The following is a 24,845-nucleotide window of genomic DNA, read 5'->3' on the forward strand; positions in this document are numbered from 1 at the left end:
GAGAGTTCTATGACTATGCCATCAGCTAAGTTGGCTTGTACTGCAAGCGCCCAGAGGTTCGAGGAATGGAAGCGGCGGCCTGTGTATATGGCCCATTGCTTCACGGCGAACCTCGCGCGCCAGCTCTGCGGAGTCCAGCTCAAGCCTGGCGAAGGCATGGCAAGCGTAATGGGCCTCCCTGAAGCGATGGGGCTTATCACCTTTCGCGCGCTGGCGCCGTTCCGCTCCGCCGAGGCCAATGAACTTCGCAGCCGTGTTGCGGCTCTTGCGCGCCGCATGCGCCGCGAACGGCTCGTCGTCGCGTGACGCGCATGGGAAGTCCAACCTTAGATGAGGTGTACGTTCTAGCCAGCGAGAAGCGTCAACGCTTTTGGTTGCACGTTCGCGCCACATCTGTGCTGCCCAGCTTTCACCTGATACGGATCATCCGGTCCGCTGAGTCGTATTCGCCGCTGATGCGTGCTGCGGCACTTCGCAACCTGGTCTGCTCGGCGCCCATCGAGATTATTCGTGGGCGCTGCTACTCGGAGAGGCGCAGGCTTGTCCGGGCGTACTTTGGGGTGTAGTTGGTTTTAACCGAAATCGCCTTTTCAACCTGCGGGGCAGAGTTCCCGCAGGGGGCTCTGTCCGACTTTTTGGATGGAGCACAAGATGGACTTGAGGATAAGACCGCGAGATCTCCAGACGCTGCAAGACGCAGTGGTACCGGAGGACACGCCGGAACGGCGTGAAGCGTATACCTTGGGGAATTTCGCCCAGGCAAAGCGGTGCAAGAACTGGGATCTTCGATACCGCTGGGATTTGCTGCGCGCCAGTCGCCTTCGTCTCGGCGGTGGCATGTTGGCGCGGGGCGATCTCAATCTGTACGCCTATCTCAACGACAGGCACATCGATGACGCCTTGCGCAGCATCGTTCCACCTCTGAGAGTACCGGACGGTAATCGTTCGCCATATCCGGAGCAACAAGCGGGCAACGCCCGTTGAACCGAACCCTTTTGCCAAGGGCTTCACGTCTACGCGCCTCCTGAGGCGCGGCTTACCAACCCTGCTGGGGATCCTCCCCGGCAAGGGGGTGAGCCAGCGCAATCAATAAAGGAGTCTGCCTATGGCGCATTTGCTTGGACTATTGTTCCTGCTGTTCGTATTTCTGTTCCCTGCATTCGTGGCTCTGCCGATGCTAGGCGGAATGGCGCTGCGAGCATTTCTTAACTCCCGGTCTACTTGGATCGTCACCGCTCTGCTCATGCCGCACTTGGCCTCCAAGTCGCTTGACGGGATGTACGATGCAGCGATGTCTGGCAATACCTCGCTCACCCTGGTGTACTTGGCGGCGTTCGCTGCCATCGTGCTGGGTATCCGGTCGATCATGAAGCATGCGCTGCATAAGTAACTTCGCGTTAGACTTATGCAGCTGCGTACGGAGAAGGAACATCATGAATGAGTTTTTGAACGATCCTGTGGCGCTGGGTACGGTTATTTTTGCCGTACTCATCAACCTTGCTGTCATCGGCCTTAAATGGCAGATGTCATCGAACGAGGGTGCCACGTTGTGTGAAGGCAATAACGAATAGTTGGTAGGCGCAGTATGGCGCCTAGAATGAAAAGGCAGGCTACGCATCGCGTGGTCTGCCTTTTTGTCTAACGAGTGTCGGTAAAGCCTTGACGCAGCAAGCTGCCTGGAATATAAGAAGGACATGCCTGACATCCTTCACCAGATCCTCTCTGACCGCATCTTGCTCGGAACAATCGTCGTAGCCGTTCTCGTCAATCTGGGCGCGATCGGGTTGCGGTGGGAACGCGCGCGGAAGCAGGGCTAAGGCCTTCCTTGTGCCGAGGAAGCCCGTTGACGCCCGCGACAAACTAGCGAGCCCTTTCGAGCTTGTTGTTCTAAGTGCCCTTGGGGCGCTTAGAAGAACTAGTTTTTCTTTCCATCCGCCTGGTGCGATGGAGTCAAAGCGGTAGCTGGCCGCGCCTAGGGCGATTCAGCAACTTACGGTCGTGCTTGCACGGCATTTTTCACCTCACTGGGAATCTCTTCCAGTGGGAAGACGATTCCCGAAAAGGAGTCGTATGTTTTCTAAAAACCCTTCCCCGCAGTGCGTGGGACGCGAGGCGCTCGATTACCGCGAGCCGGTGGATCCGAGTTCGCAGCGCCCACATCACAAACTTTCCATTGATATCGTGCGAAGCGCTCTGTTTGCATGCGATGAGTCATGTAATCCTGCGCAAGTCTCTTACTACCCAGACATCGAGTCCATGGCTACGCGGCAACGCGAGAGCAAGATTTGGAGCCAAGGCGAAATATTTGTCTTTTCCCGCTCGGAAGATTGTTTCCTTATTGCGAAGCAGGTGGCCCCCAGTAGTTGTGAATTCCTGGTCGTCACGCATGACGGGTGTAAAGATGTATTAACTGCGTACCGTTTTAGGCAGGAAGAGTTGGTAGCTACGCTGAAAGGCTACATCCAATAGGCTAGACATTTCCCTGCCGGGTGGCATCGCCCGCGTGGGTCGGGGTGCCTGGGCTCTACAAGCGCGCGGGGAGCGCTGGAGCGCACCCCTACAACCTTGAGTATGAGTTGGAAGCGTAAATCGCTGACAACGTCAGGCAGGGGCGATTACGTCTCAGCCTCCGATCGCACCGGGGGGCCAGGTACATGCACTCCACCTCCTTCTTCACCGAGCGGTGGCTGGGGATCGAGGGAATCAGCATTTCTGGAAATATCGAGTCGAACACGCAGATTCGGTAAGGAAATATGTCCATGTATAGCGGAGAACTGCAGACCGCCAAGCCGGCTGTTATGGGCTGAAGGGTCTATTTAGCATGCGTTTTCTCCTTCGGGAGAGTGTTTAACCCGCGAGGGCACTTGATGGCCTCACGGGTCCAGTGTCCTCGCTTTTCATAGGAGCGACGGATGAATCTCGAAAATATGGCTAAGCAACAAATTTTGGTCATTGGTGCTCGTGCCACACATGAATTTGTTGAAGGTCCTCAGTACTGCGCTACTAGGATATCTTTGGAATTTCTCAGACGACTCGTTCAAGTGCATCGTCTAGTAGAGGAAGCCGGGCTTTCCGAGGCGAGGTTCTATTACGAACCCGATGTTTGGGGGCCAGGAGACACAAAGGAGGAAGCTAAGCTCTCCGAGCCCGAGGTCGTGGTAGCCACTCGGTGTTTTTGGTTCAGTCAATTCGCCAAGGATGCCGACTGCAATATTGAATCGGAACTCATGGACTTCGTTTCATTGGAAAAGCTGCTCACCGAATCCGCGCCGAACGAGTTGATATTCGTTTCCGACGAACTGCGATCGCTCTACGAGGAAGACAACGGTGAATAAAGGACGAGAACTGGAGATCATAATTGACAGTGATCGCGACCTGGAGCGGCTAAGTTGTAAGCGCGTCTTCATAAGGAGAACCGAGGACGGGCGGTACCACGTCACATCCAAACTTCGGTTCTGGAAAGGAGGTGACCACTCGTTTCTGAGCAAGCTGCTGCGTCGGAGGATGCCAGGGCTTCGATCTATAGCAGGCAATTGCAGTGCTCCAACGGGGTACTACTGGGGCAAGTAGTAACTTTAATGCATCTGCAGACCCTTCGGGGTTCTGCAGTGCTTTCCAAAGGCCCTTATCCAAAGGATCTTTGGAAAGCAGCATTGTTTCGCCAGGTTAGTCCTGACGATCAACATTCCCAGCTCGGGGGAATCAAAGCAACCAGCAAATGCAGCCCTTCACCGGGCCTTTTAACCCATGCGGGTCATCGTCCCGCAAGGGGTGCTGACCTGCTTTTCATTTGGAGGTCAGTATGGTTACTCATGCAATCAGCGCACCCGCTCGTCGGATGGGCGCTTTCATCACGGCTATTGCAAAGGCCAGACAATCGGTGGCAGAGGGTGGCTCGCTGGCTTATGCGGTGGAGCAGTGCCCATTGCGTGGCCGGGTCATCAAACTGGAAACAGCCAATGGGTGGAGTCCCTATCCATTGTTCGTGGAAAGCCCGCAGTAGACGCCATGAGCAAGTTCTACATCAGGGCAAGAGAGGCGCGCGAAAACGATGTTCTCTGCTTCGGCAACCCGAAGCGAGAAATTCGTGTCGAACGTGTCTCGCACAATTCGTCAGGCCGTATAGGTTTTCACGCCAATAGTGACACCTGGACTGCCTACTTCAACCCCAACGACAGGGTTCGCATTAAGGCACGCGCCTATTAACGTCTTTCTTGGAGATTTATCTATGAGCACGCAAACGGTGTTTCTAAAAATGAAGATCAACAAGGCCGACGGCGTATTCCGCAATGAGGCTTCAATGTTGGAATGGGTGAAGGCTTGCTTGAACTGCAACACAAATTATGCGAGTGTCGATTTCGAGGTCGCCGGTGCGGAACGCTTTGAGGCGCTCTCGGCCATTAACTACGCGTTCGACCGAATGCATAGCCTTTTAGCTGGCGCTGGGGCACTCAACACCGCGTGTCTAGCGCAGGCGATCTACGGCCTCAAGCTTGAAATCGCGATAGCGCAGAGAGATGCTGATCTGGTCGCGGCAGCAGAGTCCAGCCTACAGGAACTTAAGCCAGCTCTTCAAGGGTTGGATTTGCGAACCTTCAAGGGCTGGTGCGCTGCGGCAGCTGCGCTGCTGGGAGACAAGCCTTCGGGCACGGCCCTGATCGATGCTCCATTCCATGGATACCTACTCCTGGTGGATGGAGTACTTCACGGCTTGGCAATGCGCGAAGACGGCGACGTGCGGTTTCCCTCAGTGAAGCAGTGTCCGCTCGACGCAAACGAGGTGGACCGTTCGATCTGGGACGACGCGCTTCAGTGCTGGGAAGCCCATGATCCACTGCTTTGCCGCAAGGCATTATTGCTGCCTGCTTTCACCTCACTCACATTCGAGGAAATAGCAGGCGAACAACCTGAGTCATACCCCGGCGCAAGCCTGGATTGATTAGCTAAACGTTACTAACCCCATCCGGGATTCACCTCCCGGATGGGGGGTGATTCCGGATTATCACTGGAGATCACCATGAGTTCTTATCAGTATTACCCGACCGGCGCCCATACGGCAGCCCGCATGTATGCGAAGTTTAAAAGGCCAGTCAACCACCTCTGCGATCCGAGCGCTGGGAAAGGGCACCTAATCCGTCATGCCCGAGAAGGGTTTATCGGAGTTCCAGACGCAGATCTACCGTGGCTTGCAGATATTGAAGATCGGCCGATCGGGAGAAATGGCGCTAGAGTGTTCGACTATGCGCGTAAACGCTTCGGTGATGTTAGACAGGTATCGGCCATAGAAATCGATGCTCGGCATCACGATAGCCTCAAGGAGTTGGATATCCAGATACTGGGTTACGACTTCATGGACGTGCAGTCGTTGGCAACGGTTACGTCTGTTCTCATGAATCCACCGTTTGCTCGCGGTGAGGCTCATGTTTTGCACGCGTGGGACGTTGTATACGATGCAGAAATTGTAGCCATTATCAATGCGGAGTCTATCCGGAATCCACGGACTCAAGAGCGCCAGCGCTTGGTCGAGTTGATTGCGGCACACGGGACAGTCGAGTTTCTGCGCGACCAGTTCATAGACGATGTTGAACGAAAGACGGAAGTCGAAGTAGCGCTCATTTACTTGGAGAAGACGCCTGCGCGCTACATGGATCTGGACAGGTTGCTTGGGGGGCTCACCAAGGGCGATGCCTTGAGGGGCGAGATAGAAGTTGAGGTCTGTACTGCCCTTTCCCTTCCTTCAAACTTCATCCAGGACACGTCCTACCGGTTCCGCCAGGCAGTAGCTGCAGCTCGCGCTGCAAGCGAAGCCGTGGCACTGGCAGATCACTTCGCTGAGGGCATGGGACTCACGCTCGATGAGATGCAGGCCAAGGGGGTGGGAAGTGATTTCCGCGCCGAGGCAGGCAACGTTCGTGCTGCGGCCAACGAAGACTTCAAGGTGCGGTACGACAACCTCAAGAAGCGAGCCTGGGGGCAGATCCTGCGCTCTTCGCTCCTGAATGACCGACTCAGCAACCAAGCGCGAAGGAAAGTCGAGGCGTCAGCGGAAAGCATCTATGCCATGGAGTTCAGTGTGGCAAATATCCACGGCTTCCTCGCTGGGGTCATTCAGTCACTGCCATCTATCTACGAGGAGATGATTGTGGATCTGTTCGATGCCATTATTGAGCGTTCTTCTGACAATGTGGTGTTTTACAGGAGCTGGAAATCGAATCAGAAGCATCGTATTGGTATGCGCATTCGAAAATCGCGTTTCATCATGCCTCGCTTTCAACTTTCGTTCGGCGGATCTTTGGACTACGAGTCTGAACGGTTCCTGGCGGACGTAGACAAGGTGTGGGGATATCTGATGGGTGAGCCCCATGGGTATGAAGGCCTGGTTGCTGCCATGAAGAAATCCGATCTGCGTTCAAGTGAACGAATAGCCTCGCGCTATTTCGATGTGCGTTACTACAAGGGGGTTCAGACACTCCATTTCTATCCTAAGTCCAGCGAGGTTGTAGAGAAAATCAACAAGTTCGTCGGGAAATTGCGTCAGTGGATTCCTGGGAATATGGACGAGGCAAATAGCGATTTTCAGAAGCAATATGAAGGAGGGGAGGCTCTGACGAAGGAATACATGGTAGTCTACGAAACTAGTGCTCGCAATTCCTACGGTTATGACCGCCCAGCTATCGCACTCCTTCGGAGTCTTAAAGGGCTGGATGATGGCGAAACGCTGCAGCTGGACCGGATGAGCTCAGCTGTTGAAGCGGTGCACAACCAGCATGGCCTGCATTGCGGACCCGCACTGGCAAAGGCGCCGACCGCGAAGTTGATCTGCATGGGAGAGCAACGTACTAGCGAAAATAGTTCCGCGCAAGTGCAATTGCCTTTGCTCGCGGCGTAAAACATACCAGCTATGTGAGTTGAAGATGTCTATCCGACATCTTCAACTCCCGTGGCGCTGGTTCTCCAGAGCTCCCACTTCTGTGGGGGCTTTCCCAAGAGCGACTCAGGTGCTCTTCGGAAAGCGAATTTAGAATTTCTGGTCTTTTGTAATATATTCTACTAGAACTCATGAAATGCGGACGCTATTCAAATGAAAGAACCTCGATTGTGGAGTAGGTTGAATGCTGGATTATTCGGCTCGGCGTTGACATTGATGGTGCACTAGGGTCTGCGCAAGGTCGTGGGATCGGCCTCGCGCCCAGTTGCGACGTAAGGGCCGCTCGTCGCAGACGACGTAAAACACGTTGGGCAACGCTTCACTAAGCGCTCACCGAACCGTTTTCCCTTGAACAGCTAGCTACACGGAAGCTTTTCGGCTGATTTTTGCCAGGGCCACTCTGTACTATCAGAGGCACGTCAGGTGGCGAGCACATGAAGTTGTTCGTGTGGTTTCCGCAGATATGGCAAATCTCTTCACTTGGAGAATTTCATGAGTTTTCAAGCCCGCGCACCAGCATATACCATCGCGCATAGGTATTGGCTTTTTGAACTGCTATCAGCTGGAATGCGTAATTTCTTGATTTTAGTTATGCTCAGCCTCTTCGTCATTAGCTCGTACGCAGGAACGGCATATGTTAGAAATAATTCTACTTTTACGCTGGAGCTTACCGCTCAGAACGATGGAGCCGTGTTTGGCGGCACGGGAGATGGAACGAAAATTACCCTCGCACCGGGCGCAAGTCAGAGCGTCTCTCACTCCAAAACCAGTGACGGCTTGATGGTGCGGCATAAATACACTATTGATGTGGGGCAATTGTGTAGTAGATTCAGCACTACGTCTTTCGCGGATGCTCAATCAAAGCCGTGTGAGGAACGTGATGGGGCAATGCTTGGGGGCGGATACACTTACTCCACCGGTGGAACGCCAGATTCAAGCCCTAGATATCTCGGATATCAGACGCTTTACATAATCTACGAGAACAAAGTAAACAACTGCGCTGCTGCTACTGTCGCTTGGGGGCCAGCAGGTATTTGTAAAGCAACTCTTGGCGTAGGACAGCCAAATGCAGTGGTGGCAATTTCGAACATCGCAGCCGGCGTAGTAGGTGATGGGACAGCTACGTGCAGGGTACCTAATGGTTGGAGTGTGACCGGTAGTTGTGCCGCGAGCATGGTTCAACCTGCAGCTATTGCAGCAACTCAAGGTACCCTAGTCGGGAAGATCCAAGTCACTTGGGGCGCGGTGGAAGGGGCTTCCGGGTATGAGCTTTCATATCGTCGTCAGCCCGAGGACAACTGGACATCCCTCGTTGCAAACAGCGGCTATATATTAAATACTACCGATGAGTCTATATTTGAGTTCCGAGTAAGGGCGACAAATGCTGCGGGGGCCGGTGAATGGAGTGGTGTGGCGAAAGGCTTTATTATTCCGCAGATAATGCCGGTTTTTGTATCTCAGTCAGCACCAGAGAATGTACGGGCCGGTTCGACCTTCATAGTGCCACAAACTTGGAAGAATACTGGCTACACAACCTGGACAAGCGACGGGAAGTTCTACCTTGCGCAAGCATCCGGTTCCGGTAATTTTGGTGACGGCAAGGCCATCTTCCCCGGAAATGTCACACAGAATTCGAATGCCACTTCCCAGGTTTCCCTTGTTGCACCTTCCGCGCCAGGTGTTTACGTTCTCTCGCGCCAGTTTTACAAGGATGGTACTCCTTACGGGTCGCCCTCAACTCCAGTAAATATTAGGGTTTGGGGCGACGCGACTTGCAGTGGACTTACTGTCAATAAGGCCTATTTGTATGACATAAATGGGACGGTGAGCGTCCAATTCGCGGCAAATAATCAGACGACAGCAGTTGTTGCAAAGGTCTGGAGTGAAGTGACGGGCGAGCTGGACTCAAGGCTCTACAATCCCACGACAGTTGCCGGTGTGTACAAGTTTGACGTCCCTCTCTCCAACCATGGCGGGCGTATCGGTACCTATCGTGTGAAGGTTGACGTGAGTAACATGGTTACCTTGTCTAGCTGCGAAGTAACGTTTGAGTTGCGGCCGCTCGAAAAGCCAATTGTGCAGCTTCAGGCGCTTATCGGCACAGGGCCTGGTAGCAACAGTTTTGTCGTTGGCCAAACAGACGCGGAAGCGTTCCTCAAGGTCTCAGTCACTCGTACTGAAGGTTTGCCCATGCTTTTGGAGCTTGCCGTGGTCAGTGGCGATTACCAAATTGGGGGCACATCTTCTCTGGCTGCTGGGGCGGAGTCGGTAAGCATGAGCGTCACTCGGTGGCGCCCTGGCGTCTGGGGTACCCGTGGCTATCTGCTGCGCGTAAAGTACGCGGATCCCGCAGCGGCGGACCAGGGGAAGAACCTCGAAATCCCTCTTGATTTGATTCTGCCCCCCGCCGGCGACACCCTGGCATTGAAGTTTGGCCTCGGTCACCCATTGACCGCGAGCACCATAATGGGTCGAGCAGGATCGCTTCCCTACAACGGGGCGGCGCAAGGCAGTTGGGTCTCCAAGCTCGGCGTACAGGGTGGGGCAGATCTGGACAGCTTCTTGCCAATGGGCGAGGCTGGTAGCCGCCAACACGCTCTGGACTACAACATTCTCTACGGAAAGACCTTGGTTGGCACTGCTCGTGCCGTCCCACCAGCAGGTGTTTCGTTGTTGAAGCCCATTGAGGTAACAACAGTTGCAAGCGTACCGACAATGCCCGTCAAGAACCTACAGGCCACTGACGGCACCTTGGAGGATCTGGTGCGTGTTACTTGGGACGCACCAGCGGATGGCGCAGCCGGTTTCACGTATGACGTATACCGGGATGCGGAGCTTATTCAATCCGGCAAGTCGGCCAGGGTGGTTGATGACGTGCCGCCAGTGCGCGGTCAGGTCTACGACTACCGCGTGATCGCCTCCTTGAATGTTGCCAAGAGCGGTGAGGCCACTGACCCTGGCCACATGCCTTCATGCAGGGCAGCACGCTTGGTCGGTGCGAGCTTGAACGCGGATATGAGTGCAATTAACGGCCTCATAGAGCAATGGCCTTGCCTGGTAAGCCTCGCTGGTACGAGCGCTATCGATGCTTTGTCACCTCTGGGGCTGGAGCTTCAAGGTGCGAAGTCATACAAGGCGTTTAGCGTTCCGGTACCGCTGAATTTGAAGGATGGTCCTCACGTCCTCCATCTTGGCTTGGCAAGCGAGGGAGTTGTGTTGAATGCGAACCGGACCTATGACATGCCATTTCAGCTGAATCGCGCTTCAATTGCGGTCAACGATCTCACGATCACCTACGATGGCTCACCGGCGAAGGCGGGGCAGGATGCAACGTCTATCGGTCGTTTTGGGCTTCGCATGGAAGGTGGCTCGGGTATCGGCTTTGCCGAAGAAGTGAAGTGATGAGACCGTGAAGGGGCCGAGGATTTATTTCCTCGGCCCCTTTTTTTGCGTGCAGGAGCCTGTTTCGCTAGTCCGGCAACGTTTTAAGGTCATGGGCACATTACTAGGACCTCTGGGCCTGCAGCTGGTCAAGGGCAAGGGAAGCAAGGTTCGAACAGGCGCCTAAGGTGCGGTGGTGGCTTGCTCTGCAGGCCAAGGGTGGTTCGATTTATATTACATGACCTCGCTGAATGGGGCTAAATATGGTGTCAATCAGCAACGGGAGAAGGTAGTCCCATAGGTCGAAGCAGGCGTGGAAAGGTAATCCCGCTTGCGCTATCGAGTTCAAGACAGGGTCGCCGGAAGAGGGTGGTTGCGAACGCTTATCCGATTCATCTTCCAGGGCCAAGTACCCTATTGAGGAAGAATAGACAAACCGCGTAAGGCACGGCATTAATAAGAGCCTTTGCGGCTTCCACGGAAAAATCAATAGAAGTGTTGTATTGATATTACATGACCTACCATATTGAGCAAATTGGCCTGCTTGTCAAACCTATTGCTAGCAGTTCTGGAAATCCTGGGTGATAATGTGGAAATTGAGGATGCTCGAAAGGTAGGCCTATGTCTGAGCTATTGCAAGAATCGATTTTCAACGAGCCACCGAGCGCCGAAGTTCTGCTTGATCTGTGGCTCGATTATGGTTCTTCGGCTGACAGAGATCCTATTGGCCTAAAAGGCGAGCCATCGTATCGGTACTTCTGGAGTACCTGGACGAAGTATCTGAAAACTGGCAGAAATGCGGAACTGCCAGCCCCTATAGAGTGGCACGCCGTCACTAGCGAGGATGTCGTCGGCTTTCTGACATCTGGACCTGAAAGCCGTAAAGAAGACACCCAAGTCAGTGATATTACCCGCCGCAGATACTGGCGTTTGCTAGAGCGCATTTACGATTTCGCACTGCAACAAGGATGGGTATCGTCCAATCCGGCAAAGGCTCTCGAAAGAATGGATACGCCGCCGAGTGAAGATCCGCTTGGAGCGATCGTCACGCCAAAGGTGTGGGCGGCCCTGAGCTCCATCCTGCTCGCCCCAGTCGATGGAGATCCGATCAGTGCCCGAAATCGCGCGCTGCTTATCTGCCTGACCGCGATGGCGTTGACACCCATGGAAGTCCGCACGCTCACGCTGAATTCGGTCTTGTATTCCATGGACGAGGGGACGGAGCGACCTCACCAGCTCCAGCTCGATGGGCCTGGCAAGAACCAGCGGCGCCGGGTTGTTCTACCCACGGTCGCTGTTGCGGCCCTTCAGGATTGGCTCGCCATTCGGTCCCGCGTCGCATGCAAGCCAGAAGTTGAGAGTCTCTTTTGCACGAATCGTGGGGCAAGCCGCTCTGGCGGAAAACCGGCTGGGCAGATGACACCCGTGACCCTGCTCCTGCTGGTGCGAGACCTTCTCGTCGCTGCGGCTAAGACGGCGGGTGAGCCGCTCCCCGCTCGTCTGGGTCCGCAGATCCTTCGCAACACCCGCTTGGTGATGTGGCTCAATGAAGGCGTGCCAGCCAGCCAAGTTGCGGTCTGGGCAGGGCTGAAGAACGTCAAGGGCCTCTACCACCTACGTGAACACCTTAATCCTGAAATTCGGATTACTGTGAAAAACGTACGGGACGATGAGGACTGACTAGGTGCACCGACAGAGAACGAAGGGCCGGAGAATCCGGCCCTTTTCATTGAACGGCCTGGGCTACTTGAAATTCCGGCTTTCGGTCGCCAAGCGGCCCATCAGGTGGCTCAGGTCGGCGAGCCTGTCCGCGATCAGGTTGCATACCGCGCCGTTGCGTTGCCACCGGCCTTTGACGGCCAACAGTCGAGCGTTGAGCAGGATCTCCCGTTGCGCATCCCGCACATCCGGCCAGACGATGACCTGAGTCGCGCCGTCCTCGTCCTCCAGCGACACGAAGATCGTGCCGCTTGCCGTATCCGGCTGCTGCCGCAGCGTGACGATTCCGGCCGTGCGGACGATGTGGCCGTTAGGGACGCGGCGCAATTGCGCGGAGGTTTTGAGCTTGTAGCGTTCGAGTCTGGACCGCAGCAGCTTGAGCGGATGGCTGCGCAAGGTCAGGCCGATCGAGGTGTAGTCCCAAAGCACCTCTTCGCCTTCGCGCGCGGCCTCAAGTTCCAGCTCGTCTTCATCGATGGGCGCGTCGCGCAGCAGTTGCGGCGGCGCATACAGCGCTGCGGCTTCCCAGACCTGCTGGCGTCGGTGCCCCGACAGCGAGGCCAGCGCGTCGGCGGCCGCCAACTGCTTCATTTCGTGTTGTTCAAGGCCTGCGCGCCTGGCAAGTTGCTCGGCGCTATCGAACGGCGCCCGCGCCCGCTCAGCCTCGATGCGTCGCGCGCTGTCGGCCCTCAGACCGCCGATCAGGCGCAGGCCCAGGCGCACGGCGGGCCGGTGCTCGATGTCTTCGAGCGTGCAATCAACCTGGCTATGCATCACGTCCACCGGGCGCACTTCGACGCCATGTCGTATCGCGTCCTGGACGAGTTGGCTGGGCGAATAGGGGTCGTTTCAGAAAACGGAAAATAAAGCACGCTAAGGATCAGCTAATAAGCAAAAAGGAGTCTCAGTCCCTCTTGCTCCGTGCTACAGATGCAATTTGCCGAGCCTATGGCAAGGATGGATCAATTCTGTATGTCTTCGAGCAGAGCACCGCCCGCATCAGGCGAGACTCAGGCGCAGTGCCAGCGCAGCCAGGGTCGCCGCGAGTACGGGGACGGTTAGCACAATGCCCACCTTGAAGTAATACCCCCAAGTGATCGTCATTCCCTTGCGCGCCAGTACATGCAGCCAGAGCAGCGTCGCTAGCGAGCCAATAGGGGTGATCTTCGGCCCTAAGTCACTGCCGATCACGTTGGCATAGATCATTGCCTCTTTCACCACGCCGGTTGCACTTGTGGCATCAATGGAAAGTGCGCCCACCAGTACCGTAGGCATGTTGTTCATGGCCGAAGACAGCAGCGCAGTGAGGAAGCCTGTTCCAAACGTGGCTCCCCATACGCCGCCTTGTGCGAAGTAATCCAGCAGCCTTGCGATGTGCTCGGTCAGGCCTTGGTTACGCAACCCATAGACCACGAGATACATTCCCAGCGAGAAGACGACAATTTGCCAAGGCGCTTCACGGATCACTTTGCGAGTGCTGATGACATGCCCTCGCGCAGCGACTGCGAGCAACAGCAAGGCCCCTGCGCCAGCCACTGCGCTAACCGGCACGCCTAGCGGCTCAAGGCCGAAGAATCCGACCAACAGCAGGACAAGAACCACCCAGCCGAAACGGAACGTTGCCGCATCGCGAATGGCCTCATTCGGCTGTTTCAACTGATTCACGTCGTAGTGTGCGGGGATACTGCGGCGAAAATAGATTGAGAGTACGACCAGAGAAGCAATGATGGCGACAATATTCACCGGAACCATCACCGCAGCGTAGTCATTGAACCCGATTTTGAAAAAGTCGGCAGAGACGATGTTGACCAGGTTGGATACGACGAGCGGCAGGCTGGCTGCATCTGCGATGAAACCCGCTGCCATGACGAACGCGAGCGTGGCCGCCGGACTGAACCCCAGTGCCAACAGCATGGCCATGACGATTGGCGTGAGAATCAGTGCTGCGCCGTCGTTGGCAAAAAGCGCGGCGACGGCCGCACCTAGCAGGATGATCAGTGCAAACAACATGCGCCCTTTCCCGCCTCCCCAGCGTGCGACGTGCAAGGCTGCCCATTCGAAAAATCCGGCCTCATCGAGCAACAGGCTAATGATGATGATGGCAATGAACGCGGCTGTGGCGTTCCAGACGATCTGCCAGACGACAGGAATATCACCTAAGTGAACGACACCGGACAGTAGCGCCACGACAGCGCCAAGCGTCGCACTCCAGCCAATGCCCAGCCCGCGCGGCTGCCAGATCACCAGCACGATAGTGGCAAGAAAAATCAGTAGGGCAGCAAGCATGTCAAGTCTCTTTTTGTCAAACGGTTATCGGTAACTATTTTTCCCAACGGCAGATCCCGACTTGTGGATTCAACCGGTCGATGCAACGCAATGACTGCCACTGGCTGCCCCATCGCTGACAAGCTAAGGAAGCTCTGCTTTAACCACTTCGCGACGTGCATATGCCGCGCATGCGCGTCGTTTTACAAGTTAAGCCCGTTTGGAGCCCGGTTTTTCATCACTTTCGGCTGCCCACGGGCCGTTTGGCGAAATGCAGGCGCACTCATTCCTGCACCGCCATCAATTTGTGCCGCGCCATCCATAGATTGGACAGTGCAAACAGCGTGTGCAACTGCGCAGTGTTCTTCTTCAACCCGCGGTAGCGCACCTTGACGTGCCCGAACTGGCGCTTGATCACCCGGAACGGATGCTCGACCTTGGCCCGGATGCCCGCCTTGAGCTTCTCGACCTTGTCGATCAAGGCATCAATCGCGTTGTCCTTGTCCAGTGCCCGGCGTTTGCCCGCGCGCATGGCGATGTTCCAGCGCACACCATCTTGTGCATCAGGCCGCTTGGCTGCACCCTGACCCCGATGGCCACCCCAAACTGCTCCACTTATGGCCAGTCAAACTGCTCCAGGCAGAACGTTGCAGATTATGACTATTCCGGCGTGACGGCGATGCGTGCGGCGGCCTCCTTCAGGCGGTAACTTTTACCCTCGAACTCCAGCATCGCGCAGCGATGCATGAGCCGGTCCAGAATCGTGGTGGCCATGGTGGCGTCTCCCAGGTACTTGCCCCAGTCCTGCACCACGCGGTTGGAGGTGATGACGATGGCGCGGCGCAGCTTGTAGCGCTGGTGCACGATGGATTGCAGCAGCTCGGCGCTCACATCGGCGATGCGCCGGGCCAGGAAGAGGTCGTCGAGCACCAGCAGATCGGGCGCAATCCAGCCCTTGAGCTGCTGGGCCTGTTCTGCTGCGCTGGCCAGCCCGTAGCGGGCGAACTCGGTGTCGGCCTCCACGTAGCGCACGTCATAGCCCTGCAGCGTGGCCTGGTAGGCCACGGCCTTGGCCACATGGCTCTTGCCCGTGCCGGGCTTGCCGATGACCAGGGCGTTGGCACCCTCGCCGATGAACTTCAGGGTGTGCAGCTCGAAGCAGGCGCTGCGTGGCAGCTTGGGGTTGAAGCGCCAGTCGAAGTCGGCCAGAGAAGGCCGTTCATCCAGGCCCGAGCGTTTGAAGCGGCGCTCGCTCAGACGCGAACGGCGCCGATCCAGTTCGTCCTGCAGCATGGCGCCCAAGGTCTCCAGGAAGGGCTGCTGGGCGGCCTGGGCCTGCATCACACGGGTGGACAGGGTGTCGGCGATGCCCGACAGGCGCAGCTCGCGTTCGATCTCGGTCATGTTCATGATGCAAGGCTTGTGGGTTGGGCGGCGGTGGCGGCGTGGGCGAACAAAGCGCCGTACTCGTCGGCGCTGCGGATGAGCGGATGCTGTTGGGTGAGCGTTGCGTCCGTCCTTGCCGGTCTCGGGCTTGCGGCCTCCAGGGCCTCCAAGGCTTCGGCCACCGACTGCTCGGTCAGCACCTTGACATGGCGATAGCTGTGCACGCCTTGGTCCAGCGCGACGCCACAGGCGGCGTCAATGAAGTGGTAGGGGTAACGTTTGGCCAAGTTGACGATGCCCCAGAGCTTGCGTTGGCCGACCCGGCCTTCGATGGCGAACAGCATCTCGCACAATCGTGAGGCCTGGGCCCCGATGGCGCGGGCCTGGTCGAGGATGTAGCGTGTCTCGCGCGAGGGGTTGAACACCCGCTCATCCGTGGGAAGTACCACGCTGCCGGGCCTGTCTGCCAAGGTGTGGGTGCGCAGCAATTGCTGGGTGCGCAGGTCTCGGATCTCGATGCACCGCTCGAAGATCCGCACCAGTACCTTGGAGCCGATGGGCGCCGGGCGCGCGGCGTAGCTGCTGTGCGCGATGCGCACGCAGCTGTCGTCGCAGACCGTGCGCTGGACTTCGGTGAAGTACGCCATGCCGGTGATCGGCAGCGGCTGCAGGTGCGTGCGTTCCTCCTCGAACATGGCCTGCACCTGGCGGCGCTCGGCGCCGTGGATTCGCGAGGCTGCCCACTTGGTCTCCCAGTGCTCCAGGAAGGTGTTCTGCTCTTCGATGCTCTCGAAGCGCCGCCCCTTGAGCGCGGTGGACTGGGTATGCCCGATTGCGTTCTCCACCGTGCCCTTGCGGTTGGGGTCGCGCACCCGAGCCGGATCGGCCACCACTTCGTAGTGGGCCAGCATGGCGGCATAGACCGGGTTGAGGGCGGGCTCGTACAGGTCAGGCTTCAAGACGCCCTCCTTGAGGTTGTCCAGAACGACGTAGCGGGCCGATCCACCGAAGTAGCGCCAAGCCTGCTCGTGCAGCTCGGCCCAGACCTGCTGGCCGGACTTCCAGACCACGCGGCGGAAGCTGCGCCGGGAATAGCGCAGCGTGGCCACGAACAAACGGGGTTTGCGCCAGCGCTCGGTGCCGGCTACCCGGGTGGGAGCGCCCTCACCGTAGTCCACCTGCATCTCCTCGCCGGGAGCGAACGAGAGGCGGTCGAACTGCTCGGGTTCCTTGCGGCGAAGCTGGGCAACGAAGCGTTTGACGGAGTTGTAGGCGCCATCGAAGCCGTGCAGATCGACCAGATCCTGGTAGATGGCCATGGCGTTGCGGCCCAGGCGCAGCTGGGCATCGATGAAGGCGCGATGGGGCGTGCACTTGGAGGTGGCCAGCGGCCGCGAGACGGCGACAGAAGTCGGTGGCCGGGGTGGAGCAGTTTGACTGGCAGGGACGGTGGCCACCCCGGGGCAGTTTGCCGGATCGGCCGCGAAACGCTGCTGATAGAGCCGAATGGTGTGGCGCGAAATGCCGGTGGTGCGCTCGATCTCGCGCTGGCTGGCACCGGCCTTGAGCAATGTCCAGATGGTGGTTTGCAGATGTGGCTTCAAAACGTTCACTCCTTTGGTCCCTCGGTCATGAGGGGAGAAAGTAACGTCCTGCCTGTCGGTCTTGGCGGCGCCCACCGCACTGGATTCAATGCGTCAGGTCATAGCCGCCAAGGTGGAGCAGTTTGACCGGCCATAAGTGGGGCAGTTTGGGTGGCCATCGGGGCTGTTTATCGCGAGCTATTGAATCGAAGTGTGCTGTGCTGTGCTGTGCTGGCGATGGCTCCGGCGATCGGCACTTCTGGCGCACGCGATGCGACTGGTAAGACCCGCCTTGCCGGGACGCGCCTGGTTGCGCGCTGGCTTGCAGGCTGCGTTTTACAAAAGCGACAGCGTCAGGCGGCGGTGGCGAGGGCTGAGGGTATGGCCCCGCAGTGTGTCAGGGCTAGATTCCGGAGGTCTGGATGCCGCGGCGCAGCACCACGGGCTTGCCGCCAAAGCGTTGCTTGGACAGCCAGTGGGCCAGCGCGGAATCGAGGTGGGTCGCATGGCCGGGAAACCAATTGACCAGCGCCAGGACCAGAGCGCGGCAGGCCTGCACATTGCCCTCGGCCAGCAGCGCCTGAACTTCATGCACCGACTTCAGCACCGCGGCATGCTCGTCAATGTGGCAGTCGCGTGGCGGGAAGGCCGTGTCCCGCATCCACTGGTTCTCTTCATTGAAATGCTGCTGCAGATGGGTTTCCATGGCTTGAAGCAAGTGCGGCAGTTGCGCATCGCCGGCTGCTTGCAGCTGACGGGTCAGGTCGACGAATTCTTCATGGAGTGCGTCCATGGGGGCATGGCCTAGCAGCAAGGCGTCATCCCATTCCAGCGTGCTGGCTTGGTTCATTGAGTCTTCAGAGTTCGAAAAAAGCGGATCGGAAACCCGTTCCGGGCGGAGGCTGCAAAGCTTAACGCACCGCCTCGACACGGAACAAGCCGGCCGGCAGGTCGAGCACCTAGCGAGAACTTTTGGCCCGTGGGTGGCATACCGTGATGGCCGTGATGGCCGGGCGTTCCAACTCGCCCGATATGGCGTCGCGGTGATCCCCGATGGTCACATCACCCACCACTTTTGGCCAGTCAAACTGCTCCAGGCAGAACGTTGCAGATTATGAATAGTCCGGCGTGACGACGATGCGTGCGGTTTCTCCTTCAAGCGGTAGTTCTTGAACACCCGCTCATTCATGGGCAACACCACGCTGCCAGGCCTGTCCGCCAAGGCGTGGCCTTGTCGACGATGACATTGAGCCGTTTGAGGGCTACCCCGGTGGCGTGCAATTTGCGCAGAACTCGCGCATTGTCACAGGAGGATGCACGGATCTATAGTCTCTATGACGGTGTGTGCATACGGTAGAATGATTGAACCAATTATTACCTGACTCTCATGATGGAATTTTCTGCGATTTCACCTTCGCGAGCTGTGGATGAAATCGCCGCTCAGGTGAGGGAAATGATAGCCACCGGCAAGATCAAGCCAGGAGATCGTCTGCCTTCGGAGCGCGATTTGTCGGCACGCTTGGGCGTTAGCCGCAACACCTTGCGTGAAGCGCTGCGGGCGCTTGAAAATGCCGGCATCGTGGAAATGCGCAAGGGCGCGACGGGTGGGGCGTTCGTGCTTCATGGCAGCTCGGACGTGATCGTCGGCGGCATGCGTGATCTGTACCATCTCGGCGCCATCACGCCGCAGCAGTTCACAGAGGCCAGAATGTGGCTGAGTGAAGTCGTGGTGCGCGTTGCTAGCGAACGTGCCACCGAGGAAGATTTTGCTGCGCTCGAAGCCAATATCGACGCCTCGGCCAAGGCCGTCGATTTCGAGGAGCGTGCGCGCCACAACCGTGCGTTCCACGTGATTTTGGCAAGGGCCACGCGCAACCCCATCTTGATTATCACGATGGAAGGCATCGTCGAGGTGTTTGCTCACTTTATTGCGCAGATCGGCCCGAGCGACAACGCCTTTGTCCTGCCTTCGCGGCGTCGGTTCATGAAGCACTTGCGCGCACGTGATGCTGTGAAGGCTGCAGAAGAGATGAAGCGGGCGCTTGTCAGGCTTCAGACGCAGTATATGGATCAGTGGGAAGCGCGCTCCGCCAGCGATCAGAACGCAAAGTAGTAGCTGCTGTCGTAAAGCCTCGCAACATCACATGGGCCGTGTACGCAGACCTTGAATGATGCGATAGGCGAAAACCATTGCGGGACCGAGGGTTGCGCCTGGTCCAGGGTAGTGACCACGCCAGATTGAAGCCATGTCGTTTCCACACGCATAGAGGCCCGTGATCACGCGACCGGCCTCATCGAGTACCTGCCCATCTGCGGTCGTCAGCAGGCCGGAGCTGCTCGCGGATTCTCCTGGCCAGACTTCGAGGCCTATGTAGGGTCCAGAGCCGAGCGGCGCCAGGCAGGGGTTCGGGGTGTGGTCAGGGTCGCCATTGAACCGACTGACCGCCGTGCTGCCTTTGCCAAAGAGTGCGTCATGACCCTGCGCAGCCGCCTGGTTCATCTGCGCAACACTTGCCCGAAGTCCGTTGGCGTCGACTTCCAGCTGGATGGCGAGTGACTCGATGGTGTCGGCCATGCTGATATAACCGCGTGCGACCCAGTCTTCCAGAGTTGTGGTTCCGGGATGAATGGCGCCCAGTCCATAGCGTTTCACAAAGTCAGCATTGCAGATCAGGTAAGCAGGGCAAAGGGGTGCCGTTGTTTCGGATGCCTGCCGCATGCCTTCAACGAAGTGATGGTAAGAAGCTCCTTCATTGACAAATCGCCTGCCTGCGCGATTGACGGCGATGAGTCCAGGTTTTGCGCGGTCCAAGAACAAGTGAGGGTAAAGAGAGCTCGCGTGATTTTGTGTCCTTGGAACCTTCGAGACGGGTTGCCACAGAAAGTCTGGCACGCCGCGTTCCAGTGCACCGCCCACGGCGCGTGCGGCATCGATCCCTTCACCACGGGTGCCTTCGAACGTCAGGCACTGGGAGCCGAGCGCCTCGGCGCCGAACGCACGCCGCATCTGCGGGTGATGTCCTATTCCGCCTGCGCACAGCACGACACCCACGCGTGCGTGGTAGGCGCGCTGCGTACCCTGGTGCTGCATCAGCGCCCCGGTAACGCGTCCTTCTTGGCGCAAGAGATTTTGGCAACGCGCTCCGTACACGACATTCACGCCAGCGCGGGTCAAGCTGAAAAGCAGCTGAGCGACAAGCGCGTTGCCCATGACCAGCCGCGTCCCGCGGCCGTAGCCTTTGAGTCGGTCGAGTGCGTACCGGCCGACAATGCGCGCGGAGTGCAAAAAGTGGGAGCGACTTTGAAAGCGCCCCAGCAAGGCGTTGATATCCGCCTTGCCGACCATGAGCCCTCCGAGCACCATGAAATGCGCTATGGGTGATCGCACTCGGCCGAATTCGGAGCCTAGCAAGCGCCCATCGAACTGCGCAGGAGAAATCGCTCGACCGGCCAGGGCGGCACCGTCGAGTTCCAGGTAGTCCGGGTGTGTACCCGAGGAGAGAAACTCCACGGCCGACCGGGCTTGCAGATAATCGATGGCATGTGCTGCCGAGGAAAGGTAAGCGGCTCTGAGGCCACGCGGGTCATCCTGGCCGATGAGCGCGTCGAGATAGGTGCGCGCCTTCTCCACAGAATCTTCGTGACCGGCGCGCAGGCCTTGGCTGTTGCCTGGAATCCAGAGCGTTCCGGCGGATGTGGCGGTTGTGCCGCCCACCTGCTCACTGGCTTCGAAAAGCGTGACCTTGTAGCCTTCGAGCGCGCCCACCAAGGCGGCTGTCATGCCTGCCGCGCCGCCGCCGATCACGATGAGATCATCGTCGCGCTCCTGCGGCGCGGCTTTGCTATAGGTCATGCGTCGCAGGGGAGAAAATCTGTGCTCGGCGCGCTGACGCGGGTGCCGAATGCGCCGGATCGTGCCATCTCCTCGACCTTGTCGGCACTCCATCCAAGCGCCTCGTGCAGGACTTCCTGGGTGTGCTGCCCGATGCCAGGCGCAGGCGTTGGGTCGACCATCGGGGTGCGTGCATACCGGATCGGCGATGCAATGTTGGGAATCCGCCCCAGAACCGGGTGTGCGATATGCGTGACCAAGCGTCTCGATTCGGCCTCTGCCGAGCGCATTGCTTCACCGACGGTGCGTACTTCACCACAGGGGATTTGCGCTTGCCGCATGCGCGCCTGCCAATGCGACCAGGGCGATTTGAGAAATTCGGCTCCCAGCTCCTGGAATAAAAATTCACGCTGGGCGATGCGACCGTTGCGATTGGCCAGAGTCGTATCGCTCGCCAGGTCGGGCCGCTCAAGGACTTGTCCGACCAGTCGTTGGAAAATTTTGTCGTTACCGCAGTTGATGTAGAACGGTTTGTCGGAGGCTTGGAAGACGCCCGACGGACAGGTGTCGGGGCTGGTGTTGCCGTTTCGCTCGGGTTCCTTCCCCGAGACCAAGTGCTGCATGGTGGCCCAGCCCGTCATCAACAGGCCCGTGTCGAACAGGCCGACCTCGACGAACTGGCCTTCACCTTGCCGCTCACGTGCGAAAAGGGCCCCCAGGATAGCGTTGGAGACCATCATCGCCGTGCTGATGTCCATGACTGCGGAGGACGCCCTGACTCCCATGCGGTCAGGGTAGCCATTCATGGAGACAAACCCGCTTTCCGCTTGCACCACGGGATCGAATCCCAGTCGGTCGGCAAAAGGGCCCTCGCGCCCATAGGCCGAGACGGAGCAATAAATGAGTTTGGGGTTGAGCGCGCGGCAGGCTTCATAGTCGAGGCCGAAGCGCGCCATCACGCCTGTCGAAAAATTCTCCACAAGCACGTCGGCGCAGGCAATCAGGCTGCGCACCACTTCGATGCCCGCGTCCGTCTTCAGGTCGATGGCGACGCTGCGCTTGTTCCGATTGCTCCACAGGAAGGGCCCGCCCTGGGCCTCCAGCCCAGGCACTGCGGGTGGGTAGTAGCGCAGTTCATCACCGCGCTCTGGGGGCTCGATTTTCATCACGTCAGCGCCCATGTCGGCAAGGATCATGGTTGCCAACGGGCCGGCAATGAAGTGGGTGAAATCGACAACGCGGATTCCTTTCAGCGCGGTTGGTGCCTGAGCGGGGCGCGGCAGGTGTTCAGGGAACTCCTGCGCGCGTTGCGACAACGTGGGGTCAGCGGATGAAAGCATGAATGTGTGCTCTTTCTTACGGCGCGTAGCCGAAATCTTTGCCTGGTTCGGCGCGCATGAATTCTCCGCCCAACTCCATCCAATCCGCATCCGCCGGGACCGTGATAGAAATGGCGCGCATCAGAAATTTGGATGGATCATCGACAGAGAGTGGGCGCACGCCATCGGTGTGCAGCTTTTTCACCGTCTCCAGCAGGACCCGGCGGGTTCTGATGACGCCACTGTCACTGAGCCCCAGATTTTCCTTGCTTCGGTCGTAGATGGGCAAGACACCGGACTGGCAGGCTGCATCCTGCAGCCACAGGCCTGGCATGCCGGCGTTGTATTTCTCGGCCAGCTCAGGCGCATAGCCATAGGCGTTCGCGCGGTTGTACTTGCTCCAGTACGTGTGATAAGGGTGGGTGACGGGACGCTGTTCGAACGAGTTTTCAGAAGCATGGCCCGTCTCCCGACCGTTGTGGCCAGAGACAAAAAGTTGGCGCGTCTTCTCGTAGAAGGGCTGGGTCGGGTGGTACGAGAACATGATGCACAAGGTGTGCTCGTCATCGATCGGCACCCATGCGTGACCGCTCAGTTCGGGGTATTGGGAGAAGGGTGGCACCAATGTCCAGAAGGGCATCAAAAACTGGTTGACCCGAATGTAGTTCTTGTCTTCCCCGAGTTTGCGACGCGAAGCCACATGCACGCCACCTGCATGCTGCACGACTTCGAACTTGGGCGTCAGGTCGGCGGCCTGCTTCCACTGGTCGATGCTGCCACCGGAATCCACCCGGCCATGGAGGATGGCTGCGTGGGCTGAGTCGATTTCACCTTCCAGGGCCTGCAACCAGTTGCAATCCTGAATGCGCATGGAGACATGGACGTTCTCTTGCGAAACCATGTTCCATTCCATGCTGGGGAGTTCGGGCGGATTCTCATCGGGCCCCATATAGGCCCAGAGCACGCCATTGCGCTCACGAACAGGGTAGGACTTCAAGCGCACGCGATTGAGCATCGGTGTGTTTTCAGGCTCGGCGGGCATTTCCTGGCAATGACCATCGACGTTGAACTTCCAGCCGTGGTAGACACAGCGCAGCCCGCCTTCTTCGTTGCGGGCAAAAACCATCGGTGCGCCGCGATGAGGACAGGCCTGATCCACGAGGCCAATGCGCCCATTGCTGTCGCGAAACGCCACCAGGTCTTCTCCCAGAAGTCGGACCCGATAGGGCTGGCCGTCTACCGGCACGTCGCCAGAGAGCAGAAACGGCAGCCAATACATCCTCATCAGATCGCCCATTGGCGTTTTGGGGCCGACGCGAACGAGCATTTCGTTGTCTTCTGTTTTGAGCATCTCTAAGTCCTTTTTAATGGTTCAACCATTGAATTAATTTACCACAATCGTGGTACGCTGTCCACATGAACACACAAAACTACCCCGTGGTCGTTCGCGACCGAAAAATGGAAACCACCGATGTGCTGTGCCTGGAGTTGGCATCCCTGGGTGGTGGCGTGTTGCCTGACTTCGCGCCCGGCGCATATGTGGACGTACGCTTGCCCGAAGGGCTGGTCCGTAGTTATTCATTGGTCAGGCATGCTGCAGACCGTAGCTGCTATCTGATCGCCGTCAAGCGAGAAGCGCAAGGGCGGGGAGGCTCCGCAGCCTTGCATGACACCGTCGAAGTCGGTACGCAGTTGGCAATCAGCGACCCGAAGGGCGACTTTACGCTGGTGGAGCAGCCAGGCATGAGTTGCTTCGTCGCTGGGGGGATCGGCATCACGCCCTTGCTTGCAATGATTGAAAGGCTGGTCGAACTAGGTTCTCCATGGCAGCTGCACTATGCGGCGGCGTCACCGCAGCGCATGGCGTTTCGTGAACACCTGCTGGAGTTGGCGCAAAGCGGGGGGCAGGTATTTTTTCACTTTTCGGATGGATCCACGCCACGCATGGATGTCCAAGAAATCGTCCGCTCGCTCGACGCACACCCTGGCGCGCACGTTTATTGCTGCGGCCCTGCACGCATGGTCGATGACTTTCTTGTGGCCACCAAACCGTTGGAATCCAGCACCGTGCATTTCGAGCGATTTGGCGCCGATCAGCCTCTCGCCACCGAAGGCGGCTATACGGTGGAGTTGAAGAGTACGGGGCTGCGCTACCCCGTGCCCGCAGGCAAGACGATTCTCGACGTACTGCTGGAGGCGGGTTTGGATTTACCGTATTCGTGCGGCCAAGGTGTGTGCGGCTCTTGCCACACCAAGGTGATTGCAGGCGAAGTGGACCACCGGGACTGCTACCTCACGGAGGATGAGCGCGCGGCGAACAACTCCATGCTCATCTGCTGCTCGGGAGCCAAGTCGAGCAGCCTGACGCTGGATCTTTGAAGCCCTCCACGGGTGAACATTTCGCTCATTGACTCATTGATAGTATGGTTCTA

The 24,845-nt window shown here is 57.9% G+C and carries 20 protein-coding genes and 1 pseudogene; 12 read left to right on the forward strand and 9 right to left on the reverse strand.

Annotated elements, in window-relative coordinates:
- The first annotated feature begins 9 nt into the window (after nucleotides 1-9).
- The 10 genes from U6958_RS00690 (at nucleotide 10) to U6958_RS00735 (ending at nucleotide 11,989) form a co-directional block, all read left to right on the forward strand.
- Nucleotides 10-306, forward strand: coding sequence for a hypothetical protein (locus tag U6958_RS00690; protein WP_074921976.1), 297 nt, complete (start codon nucleotides 10-12; stop codon nucleotides 304-306).
- 345 nt (nucleotides 307-651) lie between these two features.
- Nucleotides 652-984, forward strand: a complete 333-nt coding sequence (locus tag U6958_RS00695) for a hypothetical protein (protein ID WP_074921974.1) — start codon at nucleotides 652-654, stop codon at nucleotides 982-984.
- Between the two features lie 121 nt (nucleotides 985-1,105).
- Nucleotides 1,106-1,390 carry a hypothetical protein gene (locus U6958_RS00700; RefSeq protein WP_065345232.1) on the forward strand — a complete coding sequence of 95 codons (285 nt, stop codon included), beginning with the start codon at nucleotides 1,106-1,108 and terminating at the stop codon, nucleotides 1,388-1,390.
- Nucleotides 1,391-1,433: 43 nt separating this feature from the next.
- The gene (locus U6958_RS00705; RefSeq protein ID WP_167368409.1) at nucleotides 1,434-1,571 is read left to right on the forward strand and encodes a hypothetical protein; all 138 of its coding nucleotides are present in this window, start codon (nucleotides 1,434-1,436) and stop codon (nucleotides 1,569-1,571) included.
- Nucleotides 1,572-2,912: 1,341 nt separating this feature from the next.
- Entirely contained in the window at nucleotides 2,913-3,335 is a 423-nt protein-coding gene (locus U6958_RS00710; RefSeq protein WP_139093342.1) for a hypothetical protein, read from the forward strand.
- A gap of 673 nt (nucleotides 3,336-4,008) precedes the next feature.
- A complete protein-coding gene (locus tag U6958_RS00715) occupies nucleotides 4,009-4,206 on the forward strand; it encodes a hypothetical protein (protein WP_143044582.1) in 198 nt (65 codons plus the stop codon).
- 22 nt (nucleotides 4,207-4,228) lie between these two features.
- The gene (locus U6958_RS00720) at nucleotides 4,229-4,939 is read left to right on the forward strand and encodes a hypothetical protein (RefSeq protein WP_074921968.1); all 711 of its coding nucleotides are present in this window, start codon (nucleotides 4,229-4,231) and stop codon (nucleotides 4,937-4,939) included.
- Nucleotides 4,940-5,017: 78 nt separating this feature from the next.
- On the forward strand, nucleotides 5,018-6,889 hold the full coding sequence (locus tag U6958_RS00725) for a DUF4942 domain-containing protein (RefSeq protein WP_232244063.1): 1,872 nt from the start codon (nucleotides 5,018-5,020) through the stop codon (nucleotides 6,887-6,889).
- 531 nt (nucleotides 6,890-7,420) lie between these two features.
- Entirely contained in the window at nucleotides 7,421-10,330 is a 2,910-nt protein-coding gene (locus U6958_RS00730; protein WP_143044581.1) for a hypothetical protein, read from the forward strand.
- A gap of 600 nt (nucleotides 10,331-10,930) precedes the next feature.
- Complete coding sequence (locus U6958_RS00735) at nucleotides 10,931-11,989, forward strand: hypothetical protein (protein ID WP_143044580.1); 1,059 nt, start codon at nucleotides 10,931-10,933, stop codon at nucleotides 11,987-11,989.
- A gap of 63 nt (nucleotides 11,990-12,052) precedes the next feature.
- Here the strand turns inward: U6958_RS00735 and U6958_RS00740 are convergent, their stop codons facing one another.
- From U6958_RS00740 to U6958_RS00765, 6 genes and pseudogenes are all read right to left on the reverse strand, one after another.
- The gene (locus tag U6958_RS00740) at nucleotides 12,053-12,820 is read right to left on the reverse strand and encodes an OB-fold nucleic acid binding domain-containing protein (protein ID WP_331254687.1); all 768 of its coding nucleotides are present in this window, start codon (nucleotides 12,818-12,820) and stop codon (nucleotides 12,053-12,055) included.
- A 207-nt stretch (nucleotides 12,821-13,027) separates the two neighbouring features.
- A complete protein-coding gene (locus U6958_RS00745; RefSeq protein ID WP_024160710.1) occupies nucleotides 13,028-14,314 on the reverse strand; it encodes an arsenic transporter in 1,287 nt (428 codons plus the stop codon).
- A 262-nt stretch (nucleotides 14,315-14,576) separates the two neighbouring features.
- Nucleotides 14,577-14,879, reverse strand: a pseudogene (locus U6958_RS00750) (transposase); the annotation flags it as partial.
- A 74-nt stretch (nucleotides 14,880-14,953) separates the two neighbouring features.
- The gene (gene istB, locus U6958_RS00755; protein WP_074921958.1) at nucleotides 14,954-15,703 is read right to left on the reverse strand and encodes an IS21-like element helper ATPase IstB; all 750 of its coding nucleotides are present in this window, start codon (nucleotides 15,701-15,703) and stop codon (nucleotides 14,954-14,956) included.
- Nucleotides 15,700-17,292 carry an IS21 family transposase gene (gene istA / locus U6958_RS00760; protein ID WP_074921956.1) on the reverse strand — a complete coding sequence of 531 codons (1,593 nt, stop codon included), beginning with the start codon at nucleotides 17,290-17,292 and terminating at the stop codon, nucleotides 15,700-15,702. The genes istB and istA overlap by 4 nt, the downstream gene beginning before the upstream one ends.
- A 373-nt stretch (nucleotides 17,293-17,665) precedes the next feature.
- Nucleotides 17,666-18,112: a bacteriohemerythrin gene (locus U6958_RS00765; protein ID WP_074921954.1), complete on the reverse strand. Its 447-nt coding sequence runs from the start codon at nucleotides 18,110-18,112 to the stop codon at nucleotides 17,666-17,668.
- Between the two features lie 537 nt (nucleotides 18,113-18,649).
- Here U6958_RS00765 and U6958_RS00770 point away from each other — a divergent pair.
- Nucleotides 18,650-19,375: a FadR/GntR family transcriptional regulator gene (locus tag U6958_RS00770; protein WP_074921952.1), complete on the forward strand. Its 726-nt coding sequence runs from the start codon at nucleotides 18,650-18,652 to the stop codon at nucleotides 19,373-19,375.
- Nucleotides 19,376-19,402: 27 nt separating this feature from the next.
- On the opposite strand, the gene U6958_RS00775 is transcribed toward U6958_RS00770, so the two are convergent.
- From U6958_RS00775 to U6958_RS00785, 3 genes are read right to left on the reverse strand one after another with little or no spacing between them, the layout of a single operon-like run.
- Nucleotides 19,403-21,115 (reverse strand): FAD-dependent oxidoreductase, encoded by a 1,713-nt coding sequence (locus U6958_RS00775; RefSeq protein WP_074921950.1) that lies wholly within the window; start codon nucleotides 21,113-21,115, stop codon nucleotides 19,403-19,405.
- A complete protein-coding gene (locus tag U6958_RS00780) occupies nucleotides 21,112-22,434 on the reverse strand; it encodes a CaiB/BaiF CoA-transferase family protein (RefSeq protein WP_074921948.1) in 1,323 nt (440 codons plus the stop codon). The genes U6958_RS00775 and U6958_RS00780 overlap by 4 nt, the downstream gene beginning before the upstream one ends.
- A gap of 16 nt (nucleotides 22,435-22,450) precedes the next feature.
- Complete coding sequence (locus tag U6958_RS00785) at nucleotides 22,451-23,764, reverse strand: Rieske 2Fe-2S domain-containing protein (RefSeq protein WP_074921945.1); 1,314 nt, start codon at nucleotides 23,762-23,764, stop codon at nucleotides 22,451-22,453.
- 65 nt (nucleotides 23,765-23,829) lie between these two features.
- Here U6958_RS00785 and U6958_RS00790 point away from each other — a divergent pair, with 65 nt between their 5' ends.
- On the forward strand, nucleotides 23,830-24,792 hold the full coding sequence (locus U6958_RS00790; protein WP_083393598.1) for a PDR/VanB family oxidoreductase: 963 nt from the start codon (nucleotides 23,830-23,832) through the stop codon (nucleotides 24,790-24,792).
- Nucleotides 24,793-24,845: the final 53 nt, after the last annotated feature.

The organism is Delftia lacustris (genome assembly GCF_040267515.1).
In the GTDB taxonomy this organism is placed as follows: domain Bacteria; phylum Pseudomonadota; class Gammaproteobacteria; order Burkholderiales; family Burkholderiaceae_C; genus Comamonas; species Comamonas tsuruhatensis.